This window comes from Gluconacetobacter asukensis, assembly GCF_014174375.1.
GTDB classification, from domain to species: domain Bacteria; phylum Pseudomonadota; class Alphaproteobacteria; order Acetobacterales; family Acetobacteraceae; genus Gluconacetobacter; species Gluconacetobacter asukensis.
In genome coordinates this window covers 140,730-151,190 of record NZ_JABEQE010000011.1, presented here as the reverse complement: position 1 = coordinate 151,190, position 10,461 = coordinate 140,730, and the positions used below count along the sequence as shown (strand labels likewise).

The 10,461-nt window shown below is 63.4% G+C and carries 6 protein-coding genes and 1 pseudogene; 5 read left to right on the top strand and 2 right to left on the bottom strand.

The genetic code is table 11. The features are described from left to right. Positions 1-134: 134 nt before the first annotated feature. Together HLH35_RS13520 and HLH35_RS13515 are read right to left on the bottom strand one after the other, a co-directional pair. Positions 135-1,730 (bottom strand): hypothetical protein, encoded by a 1,596-nt coding sequence (locus tag HLH35_RS13520; protein WP_182979622.1) that lies wholly within the window; start codon positions 1,728-1,730, stop codon positions 135-137. Next, positions 1,727-2,752, bottom strand: coding sequence for a glycosyltransferase family 2 protein (locus HLH35_RS13515; protein WP_182979621.1), 1,026 nt, complete (start codon positions 2,750-2,752; stop codon positions 1,727-1,729). Before HLH35_RS13515 ends, HLH35_RS13520 begins: the two co-directional genes overlap by 4 nt. Before the next feature lie 597 nt (positions 2,753-3,349). Here HLH35_RS13515 and HLH35_RS19970 point away from each other — a divergent pair. From HLH35_RS19970 to HLH35_RS13490, 5 genes and pseudogenes are all read left to right on the top strand, one after another. Then, positions 3,350-3,754 (top strand): annotated as a pseudogene (locus HLH35_RS19970) (IS5 family transposase); the annotation flags it as partial. A 158-nt stretch (positions 3,755-3,912) separates the two neighbouring features. Then, positions 3,913-4,635 (top strand): cytochrome b, encoded by a 723-nt coding sequence (locus tag HLH35_RS13505; protein ID WP_338029349.1) that lies wholly within the window; start codon positions 3,913-3,915, stop codon positions 4,633-4,635. Between the two features lie 199 nt (positions 4,636-4,834). Beyond that, positions 4,835-5,842 (top strand): efflux RND transporter periplasmic adaptor subunit, encoded by a 1,008-nt coding sequence (locus tag HLH35_RS13500; RefSeq protein WP_182979620.1) that lies wholly within the window; start codon positions 4,835-4,837, stop codon positions 5,840-5,842. Continuing rightward, complete coding sequence (locus tag HLH35_RS13495) at positions 5,835-8,933, top strand: efflux RND transporter permease subunit (protein ID WP_182979619.1); 3,099 nt, start codon at positions 5,835-5,837, stop codon at positions 8,931-8,933. The genes HLH35_RS13500 and HLH35_RS13495 overlap by 8 nt, the downstream gene beginning before the upstream one ends. Further along, positions 8,930-10,423, top strand: a complete 1,494-nt coding sequence (locus HLH35_RS13490) for an efflux transporter outer membrane subunit (protein WP_220790673.1) — start codon at positions 8,930-8,932, stop codon at positions 10,421-10,423. Before HLH35_RS13495 ends, HLH35_RS13490 begins: the two co-directional genes overlap by 4 nt. The last annotated feature ends 38 nt before the right edge of the window (positions 10,424-10,461 follow it).

Below are 10,461 nucleotides of genomic sequence, written 5' to 3'. Positions count from 1 at the left end.
GGCTCCATTGCTCGTCTGTCAGTGTCCGTCTGCTCAAGGCTTGCCCTCCATCGACAGCCTTGAATCAGAACTTCAAATCAAAGGGAATCCATGAATGCAGACAGCGCCTAGTGGTTCGAGCACCTTTCACCATGTCACCGCGCGACCGGATCAAAAACCTCGACTACATAGTTGGGCAATTCGAACCGGTGCGTGGGTGCGCCGAAGGTAGCCGTGACGGGGGCCACCAGTAGGGCCTGCGCTACAGGGAATTTGTCGACCACCACGAAGAAGGGGCGATCCCGACGGCCGAAGCCTGAGTACCAGTTCTCGTTGCCGATCAGGAAGACGGGGACGATCTTGCCCACCGACTTCCCGCAGCCAACGGGGTCCGTGCAGGCGGCGACCGTGCGCACGCGCGCTGCGCCGCGAGTTCCGACGGTGATGATCGAAGCCGACCAGTATGAGGCGTAGCCGTCGGTGAGATGTTGTCGAATGAGGAGATCCGCCAACGCCTGCTGTCTCGGATACAGCAGGGTCGGCGCCGGTCTCGCCACGGCATAGCCATAGCCGAGCAAGGCGATGGTCGCGCCAACGGTGAGGCAACCATAGGCCACGACCGACCGGACGGGCGGCAGGGTTCTTCCCATCAGTATGGCGAGGAAAATGATGGCCGGTATGAAGTATCTCGCCGTATCGACATTCACGAGTAGGCTACTGAAGGTAGCCGACACAATGTCGATGACGGCGCCCGCCAGCAGGAGTTGATCGATCAGGGTTGGCTCAGGGGCCTCGTCCGCTCCGCAGACGTATCGAACAATACGGCGGAATGTGGTCCAGAGCACCCAAATCATCGCCAATATCAGGGGGAGCCGCACCAAAAAGAGGATCGCGCCGCTCAAGCCCCTACCGAAGAAATTCGTACCGGTCAGCACGAGAAAGCTGTTGAAGGTCAGATAGAGGTTTCGGGGCAGGTCTTCGACCGAAACGAAGGTCAGAGGGGTGGACGCGACGCGGATGCCTCCGTGAGCCTGGTTCCACGCCACGAAGTATTTGGCGAGGAGGGCGGCCGCCACGACGGTGGCGAGCACCACGGCTTTCCCCCCGTCCCTGCGCTTCAGAGCGCCGATGGCCATGACCAGGCTTATGGCGCCGACCCCGATGACGAGCGCCAGCGGATCGCCGGCGACGGCGAGGAAGGTGGTAAGGCCGAGCGCGATTGTGGCGATTTTGCTCTTGCGGCCCACCGTCGAAGCGATGGGAACGAGGAGGAACATGGCCAGTATGTAGATGATCGTTCCGATGTGGATGGGGGATAGGACGATCAGGTTCATCGGCGGGTTGTTGCGCAGGATCGGCAGGGCGACGATCGCTGCGACGGGCAGCAGCGCGAACCGGAACCGGGAGACGCCCGCTCCAGTCGCCACGGCCGCCAGCACGACCACTCCGGCCCAGTCGAAAGCCGAGCTCAGCATCATGATGATTGGGTGGTTGCCGAATAAGGCGATCAGCGCCGCCTCGAAGGCGAGGTCCGAGGTCCAGAACGTGTCGCTGCCCCACCACCAGCCTTTGAGCCGCCAGTTGCCAGCCGCCATATCCGCAGCGGCGAGATAGCCGCCAGCGGTATCGGAATTGCCCGGGTATTCGGCGAAAGCCCAATAATAGATCCAGGTGAGCGCCAGGGTGGTCACCAGAAGCAGCGTGAAGATGACCGTCGGGCGAATCCAGCCGGAGGCGCTGCGCGATGTCATGATGCTCTTTTCATAGAGGAACAGTTCTGGCCCGTATCGGCATCTTGCTCCCAACCGAACCGGCTGCGGATCAGGTATAGGGGACGCTGCTTTACTTCCTGGTAGATGCGCGAGACGTATTCGCCGAGCGTGCCTATGGCCAGCATTTGCAGGCCGAACCCGCCGAGGATGAATACCGCGAGCGACGGATAGCCGGCCTGGTCGCGGCCGAACATCAAGGTCCGCAACACGATCACCAGCGCCCAGAGGAAGGCCGCGGCGGCGGTGCCGCCGCCGACATAGCTCCACACGCGGATCGGGGCGCCGGAAAAGGCGGTGACCCCGTCCAACGCAAAATTCCACAGCTTCAAGTAGCGCCAACTGGTTTTACCGGCGGCACGTTCGGGCCGCGCATAGGGGACGGCCACCTGGCGGAAGCCCACCCATGCGAACAGGCCTTTCATGAAGCGGCTCCGCTCCGGCAGCTGCCGCAAGGCCAATACCACTTCGCGATCCATCAGACGGAAATCGCCAACGTCGCTCGGCATATCGACCGTACTCAAGCTGTTGAAAAGCGAATAGAACAGGCGGGAGGTCAATCGCTTGAACAGGGTGTCGCGGCTACGGTCGGCGCGAAGGCCGTACACCACATCATAGCCGTCCTCCCACCGGTCGACGAACTCGGAGATCACGCTCGGCGGATCCTGCAGGTCGACGTCCATGGGCACGATCATGTCGCCCTCAGCGGCGTCCAGCCCTGCGGTGAGGGCAGCCTCCTTGCCGAAGTTGCGGCTGAAGTCGATCACCTTGATCCTTGGATTGCGTCGACGGTGAGCCAGCAGGATCGGCAGAGTCGCATCACGGCTGCCGTCGTTGATGCAGATGATTTCATAGGCGGTGACGCAGGCGTCGAGCACCGGCTCCAGCTGCTCGAAGAACAGGTCGAGCACGGCCGCTTCATTGTAGGATGGGGCTATAACAGACAGACATTTGCCGCGCCGATCACGCCGGGTCGCAGGCGTGACTTCGAGATTTGCGCCCATGCTCCGCCGCCCTCGTCCAACGTACTGTGAACGTAGGTTCCCGGAGGCCGGCCAACAGTTCATACCCCCGAAATCCGCCGCGTTCGCGCCGGGTGGGCGGAAGCGGGTCGAGTGGCGGCGTTGTTTTACGCGTTCTTTCTGGGTCGGCGTGTCTCGCCCGATCACAGGCTCCGTTGAACCTTCGAGCGCTCGCGCTAACCGAGCCAGAGATTTGATTGACCTTCAGAAGGCGACCTCACCGATCCCAATACATTGGATAAGGTCGGTAGAGTTGAAAGAGTCTTCAGCGTATCCTCAATCTGGCTTCTACCGGCTGCACTGCCGAGACTGCACGCGCTGGGCATGAATCGGCTGGTCGCCATCTCCTCCACCAGCCGGTTCACCAAGCAGCAGTCGACGTCAGACTATGAGCGTCGGGTAGTGGAGGCTTTGGCTGAGGGCGAGGCGGCGGTTGAATCCTTCTGCTCTACCAGAGCCCTGTTAGATCTTGAAGATTGTTCCTATATATGGGGAATAACGGAAAGCAATGCGACGCAGATTTTCACCGACGAAACCTGGGCGGTTCGGGAGCCGCTGATCGAAGCAGTGCGCCCGCCCTCTCGCGGTGGCTATGGGACCAAGGTCTGCGTAGTCGCTGACGGGCGCGGCCGGGCTGTCACCTTCACCCTGGCTCCCGGTCAAGCGCACGAACTGCCGCTCGCGCCCGCCATGCTCGACCGGCTGCCACGCGAACCATTATGGGTCGTCGGCGACAAGGGATATGTCTCCAATGCGTTCCGGGAACATGTCTGGACCATGGGAGCGCGGCCAGCGATCCCGCCCAAGCGCCGGGACGCTGCCGTCGCCTGCCCTCAATGGGCATATCGCAACCGGCATCTGGTGGAAGATCTCCGGGCTCGTCTGAAGGAATGGCGCGCCGTCGCAACCCGATACGAAAAGACCGCCGCCTCGTTCCTCGCCATCCTTCACCTCGCCGCAGCCGCAGGTTGGATCAAGATCTAACAGCACCTAGACCGCTTGCGCATCCGTTTTCAGGCACAGGACAGGCGTGCCGCATATCGTTACTGGGCGCGAAGCCGACCTGCTCCATTCGACAGCGTAGTGTTCAACGTGTGAACGAAGGCGTGACACGAGTATGGAAGTGGAATTCAAGGCCTCTTGTGACCTTCGTGCTCATCTCTCTTCTCACAATCCGTAATTTCCCGAGAAACATTGGGTATTTTTTATTATTGGGCGACCGCGTATTCCGTTCAGGTTCTCGTCAGGAATATGTGCTAGGCCACGGTCCATCTTCCTGGGGACCGAGCATGACCGAAGCCTTTTCGAATGCCACGGACAAGCTGCGCTATGATCGTGGCACTGTCCTCCTGCATTGGGCGACGGCCGTCCTGGTATTGATCCAGTTTGCCCTCGGGGAAACATGGGGTTGGCCCGGAAAGCCGGTTCACCATCTCATGGTCGTCACGCACCTGACCGGGGGCATGTTTCTGACTGCCATCATCCTGTTTCGCATCGTCTGGCGGATCACCTGGGGGCGTCACCTCGCCTCCCTTCTCTCCCCGGTCGACCGGTTCTGCGCCCTGGCCATGGAAAGCACGCTCTACGCCCTGCTGCTGGCGGAAATCGGCCTTGGCTATGCCTGGCGCTGGGGCGCGGGACAGGCAATGAGCTTCTTCGGACTCCTGATCCCTTCCCCCTTTACCCCTTTTTCATCTGGAACAATTTGGTGGATCGAGACTCTGCATTTCTGGAACGCATGGCTGATCGTCGGCCTGGCGGCCGGCCACGCCGCCGCCGCCCTCTTTCACCAATGCGTCCTCAGGGACAACGTGCTGGCACGCATGCTGCCTGCTGGAACGCTTCTGCCGCGTGCGAAGCCATAGCGCGCCCCGCAATCGCATCTGCAGCGCCTGTTTCTACCCATCCTGGATGTTCTCGAGCCCAATACGTATGATGCGCTGCAAACGCCATAAGCAGGCCGCACGGCCTTCTCTCCCCGCCCTTCTGACCATTGGCTTGCTCGCTACAGGCAGGATCGATCCAGCCACAGCACAGACGATGCACCGCGACCAGACCGGTGATGTGATTGTTGACGCGGACTCCCCGCTCCTGCCGCGTCTCGCAGTGGAAACCGTCAAGGTCGAGGAGCGGCCGAAGACGATCGACGCACCAGGCGAAATCGCCGCCGAACCCGCGCGCACCATCTCTCTGCTGCCGCCCGTAGCGGGCCATATCGTCCGTATGGATGTCGCACCCGGCACCCGCGTCAAACGCGGCCAGCTCCTGGCCCTGATCGCGTCAGGCGATATGGCCCAGGCCAGTTCGGACGAGGAAAAAGCCCGCGCCGCCTTCACCCTGGCGGGAGATCAATATGAACGCGCCCGCCATGTCGTCGGCGCCGGAGGCGGTGCGGTCAAGGATCTGGAAAGCGCACGGACCGCCTACGCACAGGCCCGATCCGAACTGGATCGTGCGCGCGACCGTCTCGCAGCACTCGGCCGCGACGGACAGGCCGGGACCGACGCCCACGCCGGCTCCCTGGTCCCGTTGACCGCGCCGATCGACGGCGTGATCGATACGGTCTCGGTCGCGGCGGGCATGAACGTCACCGATCCGACGGCAGTCATGATGACGTTGCTCGACACGCGCATGCTCTGGGTCACTGCCGACCTGGCGGAAGATCAGGCGCCGCTCGTTCAGGCCGGCATGACCGCGCATGCCACGTTTCCGGTTCTGCCCGGCCTCCAATTGAGCGGCGCGCTCGACGGGCTGCGCCCGTCCCTGCAGGCGGACACGCGCCGGCGCACCGTACATTTCGAAGTCACGAACCCGACCGGCACCCTGCTGCCCCATCTCTATGCCCATGTTGCCATCGCCGTGCCGCAGCCACCGGAAATCACGATCCCGCAGACGGCGATCCTGATGAACAACGACGCGACCACGGTGTTCGTGGAAGTGCGGCCCCACGTCTTCCGCCGCCGGACGGTCGATATCGTCTATGACGACGGAACGAACAGCCGGGTCCTGAGCGGACTGGCCGCGGGCGATCGGGTCGTGACCCAGGGCGCGGTGCTGCTGAACGATGATTAACAAATTCATCGGGCTGTGCCTGCGCCAGCGCCGCATCGTCTTCATGATCATGGCGCTGCTGGCCTGTTTCGGTACCCTGGCGTGGCGGGATATCGCGGTCGAGGCCTATCCGGACCTCGGCTCCGTCAATGTCATGATCACGACGCAGGCGGGCGGCCTGGCTGCCGCGGAGGTCGAACAGCAGATCACCACGCCGCTGGAGCGACAACTGGCCAGCGTCCCGGGCCTGATCGACAGCCGGTCCAGCAGCACTTTCGGCCTGTCGCTGATCACGTTGATCTTCCGCGACGGAACAGACGTCTATTTCGCGCGCCAGCGCGTGACCGAACAGATCGCCCAGGCCAACCTGCCGGCCAGCGTCACCCCGGCCCTTGGCCCGGTCACGGGACCCGCCGGCGAGATCTACCGCTACACGCTGCGCTCCGACAGCCTGAACCTGATGCAGTTGTCGGACATCCAGAACTGGGTCGTCATCCCGGCGCTGATGCAAATCCCAGGGGTAGCGTCGGTGAGCAATTTCGGCGGGTTTACCAAGGAATATCAGCTCCTGCTCGATCCGGACGCCCTGAACCGGTACCATATCGGGATCAACGACGTCCTGGCCGCGCTGAAGAACAATAATGTCAATGTCGGCGGCGATCGCGTCACGCGCGGCGACCAGTCCTATATCGTGCGCGGGATCGACATGGTTCATACCCTGGCCGACATGGGCGATATCGGCGTGGTCGCGCATGACGGCAAGCCGGTGCTGATCCGCGACCTGGGCCAGATGCAGTTCGGACATCAGGTCCGGCAGGGCATCCTGGGGAAGGACGGCAATCCGGACACGATCGAAGGCATCGTCGCAACCCTGACCGGCCAGAATCCCTCGCAGGTCCTGGCCGCCGTCCACGCGCGGGTGGATCTGCTGAACAGGCGCCTGGCGCGGCAAGGCGCGCGGATCGTGCCCTATATCGACCGCGACAATCTGGTCCGCGCGACCACCGACAAGGTGGCTCACACGGTGCTGGAAGGCATGGGACTGGTCTTCGTCGTACTCGTGCTGTTCCTCGGCAGTCCCCGCAGCGCCGTCATCGCCGCCGTCACCATCCCGCTGTCGCTGGCCACCCTGTTCGTGCTGATGATGGGCCTGCACATGCCGGCCAACCTGTTCTCCCTCGGTGCCATCGATTTCGGCGTGATCGTCGATGGCGCGATCGTGGTGACCGAAGCCATCCTGCGTTTGCGTGAGGACCATCCGGACAGGACGCTGATCCCCGGGGACATCCTTGAGATCACCGACACGATGGCGCGCGCGATCTTCTTCGCGACCCTGATCATCATCATCGCCTACGGCCCCCTGTTTGCCTTCGAGGGGGCCTCGGGCAAGCTGTTCCGGCCCATGGCCTTCACCGTCAGCTTCGCCCTGCTGGGCGCGCTGCTCTGCGCCATCACGCTGATCCCCTCGCTGGCGTTCCTGGTCCTGCGTAAACCACACCGGCTGTTCCATAATGCCCCGCTGGAATGGTTGCACAGGGTCTATCACCGGCTGCTGGCCCACAGTCTGGATCGTCCATTCCTGGCCTATGCCGGGGGCATCGCCGCCTTCGTTCTGACGGCATGGCTTGGCGCCAGCGCCGGACGCGAGTTCCTGCCCGATCTCGACGAGGGCGCGCTGTGGATCCAGGTCCAGCTTCCCTCCGGCCTGTCGCTGGAGCGAGCCAGCGCCATGGCTGATGAGATCCGCACGGCGATCCGTTCCTTCCCGGAAACCAGCTTCGCCGTCACGCAGCTCGGCCGCAGCGATTCCGGTACCGACCCATGGACGCCGTCGCATATCGAAGCGCCGGTCGGGCTGCGTCCCTATGACGAATGGCCGCATGGCGAGACCAAGGCCCAGTTCGTTGCCCGCCTCCGCACACGCCTGGCGACGATCCCGGGTATCAGCTTCGGTATCAGCCAGCCGATCGCCGACAACATGAACGATCTGGTCGGCGGCGCGCATTCGCCGCTGGTCCTGCGCGTCTATGGGGACGATTTCCATGAACTGCGCCGGATCGGCACGCAGATCGTCGATGTCATGCGGCAGGTTCCCGGCACGGCAGCGGCCTCGATCTTCCAGGAGCCGCCGACACCCGAACTGGATGTAGCCGTGGACCGCAAGGAAGCCGCGCGCTACGGACTGGCCGGCACGGACATCCTGGCCGTGGTCCAGAACATGATCGGCGACACCCCCGTCTCTTCGGTCTATGTCGGGGACCGCGTCTACAACATGACCGTCCATATCCCGCGCGCGATCAACAGCAATCTCGACATCATCCGCCAGTTGCCGCTGACCACGCCGTCAGGCGCGCGGATACCGCTGGGTGTGGTTGCCCATGTCTCGCTGCAGACCGGCGAGGGAACGATCGCCCATGAGCGCAACCAGCGCCAGATCACGATCCGCCTCGATAATGGACAGCGGCCGCTCTCCCAATATCTCGCCGATGCGCAGGCCCGTATCGCGACTCAGGTCCATTTCGATCCCTCCGTCTACAGCCTGGAATGGGCCGGCACGTTCGAGCAGGCACAACGCGCCCAGGCGCGCCTGACGGTGGCGCTTGGCATCATGTTCGCCGTCATGCTAGTGCTGCTGTTCTGCCAGTTCGGCGCGATGCGTCAGGCGGTGCTGGTGCTGGCCGTGGTGCCGATGGCGACACTCGGCGGGCTGGTCGCACTGCATGCGCGTGGCGAGACGCTCAATATCGCGACCGCCGTGGGCTTCATCGCCCTGTTCGGTGTCGCGATCCAGAACGGCATCATCATGGTCTCGAACTTCAATCGCCTGCGCGCCGAGGGCGAATCCCTGCGGACGGCGGTCCTAGACGGCGCGGGCCAGCGTTTCCGCCCGGTCCTGATGACGGCCACCGTGGCCAGCGTGGGCATGCTGCCGGCGGCGCTCGCGACCGGCATCGGCACCGATGTCCAGCGTGGGCTGGCGACGGTGGTGGTCGGCGGACTGGGCATCGCCACCGTGCTGACCCTGTTCATTCTCCCGACCTATTATTACGAACTGGAAAAACGGCTGGAAGGGCGGCTAATGCGCCGTACGCCCGGGGAGGCGTCATCATGACGCCGCGCCGCACCATGTCCCGGCTGGCGGGCGGTTTCGCGGTGATCGCGCTGGCTGGCTGCGCCGTCGGTCCCGATTACCATCGCCCGGCCCTGCCGGTGGACAATCGTTATACGCCCGCGCCCCTGCCGCCCCGCACCGCCGAGACCGGCGGTGTGGCGGGCGCCGCGCAATCCTTCCGGCCGGGGCAGGATATCCCGGCCCAATGGTGGGCGTTGTTTCACTGCCCGGCCCTGAACATGCTGGTATCCCGCGCGATCGATCATAGTCCGAGCCTGGAGTCGGCGCATCAGGCCCTGCTGGCGGCGCAGGAGGGCGTCGCCGCGCAGAAAGGAGCGCTGTGGCCGAATGTCAGCGGCTTCTTCAACCCGACACGTAACAAGATCTCCCAGGGTATGAGCGTGCAGGGTTTCAACAGTTATCTCTACAACCTGCATACCCTGCAGCTGAATATTTCCTACATGCCGGACGTCTGGGGCTCCATCCGCCGGCAGATCGAGGCCAGTGACGCACAGCGTGCCCTGGCGCGCTATCAGCTTGATGCGGCCTATCTGTCACTGACCAGCAATCTGGTGAACGCCGCGATCCAATATGCCGCCATCCAGGGGCAGATCGAGGCGACCGAAGGGGTGATCGCGTCGGCGCGCGCCATCCTCGACATCAACGAGAAGCAGAAGCGCTTCGGTGACATGGGCGAGCGGGACGTGACGCCGCAGCGGGTCTTGCTGGCCCAGGCCGAACAGAGCCTGCCGCCTCTGCGCCAGCAGCTGGCCGCCCAGCATGACCTGATCGACGCGCTGACCGGCGACGGGTCGGATGTACCAACGCCGGATTTCCGTCTTGCCGATTTCCATCTGCCGACGGAACTGCCGGTTTCCCTTCCACTGCAGTTGATCGACCAGCGTCCGGACATCCGCGCGGCGGAAGAAACCTTGCATGCCGCAAGCGCCCAGATCGGGGTCGCCATCGCCAACCGCCTGCCCGACCTCGACCTTGTCGCGACGCCAGGACTGGCTGCCAACCGATTCAGCCAGTTTGCGACACCGGGATATGGAACCTGGACCCTGGCGGCAATGATCACGCAGCCACTTTTTGATGGGTTCACATTACTGCACCGGGAGCGGGCCGCCCAAAATACCTACAAGATGGCGATCGAGGACTATCGGAATACAATCGTTCTCGCCGTGCAGAATGTCTCGGACGCGCTTCACGCGATCGGCAATGACGCGGACACTCTGGTCGCGGCCGCAAAAGCCGAAGATGAAGCCAGGAAGAACCTGGACTTCGCGCGTATCGGCAATCATTACGGAGACGAGAGCACGCTCCTGCTCCTTATGGCTCAGCAGGCCGAAATGCAGACGCGCCTGACCCTGGCCCAGGCGCAATCCGGCCGGCTGTCCGATACGGTCGGCCTGTTTCAGGCTCTCGGGGGTGGCTGGTGGAACAGAAAGACCGCAGATCCACGACCGGTTCGTGACCACGTGCCATAACGCGCTTATGTTCACCCCACGCCTGTCATCCAGATTAT

What these genes read in the sequence shown, in the direction of transcription:
- HLH35_RS13520 (WP_182979622.1), bottom strand. Translation starts at nt 1,730, where the DNA reads ATGACATCGCGCAGCGCCTCCGGCTGGATTCGCCCGACGGTCATCTTC.
- HLH35_RS13515 (WP_182979621.1), bottom strand. Translation starts at nt 2,752, where the DNA reads ATGGGCGCAAATCTCGAAGTCACGCCTGCGACCCGGCGTGATCGGCGC.
- HLH35_RS13490 (WP_220790673.1), top strand. Translation starts at nt 8,930, where the DNA reads ATGACGCCGCGCCGCACCATGTCCCGGCTGGCGGGCGGTTTCGCGGTG.
- HLH35_RS13495 (WP_182979619.1), top strand. Translation starts at nt 5,835, where the DNA reads ATGATTAACAAATTCATCGGGCTGTGCCTGCGCCAGCGCCGCATCGTC.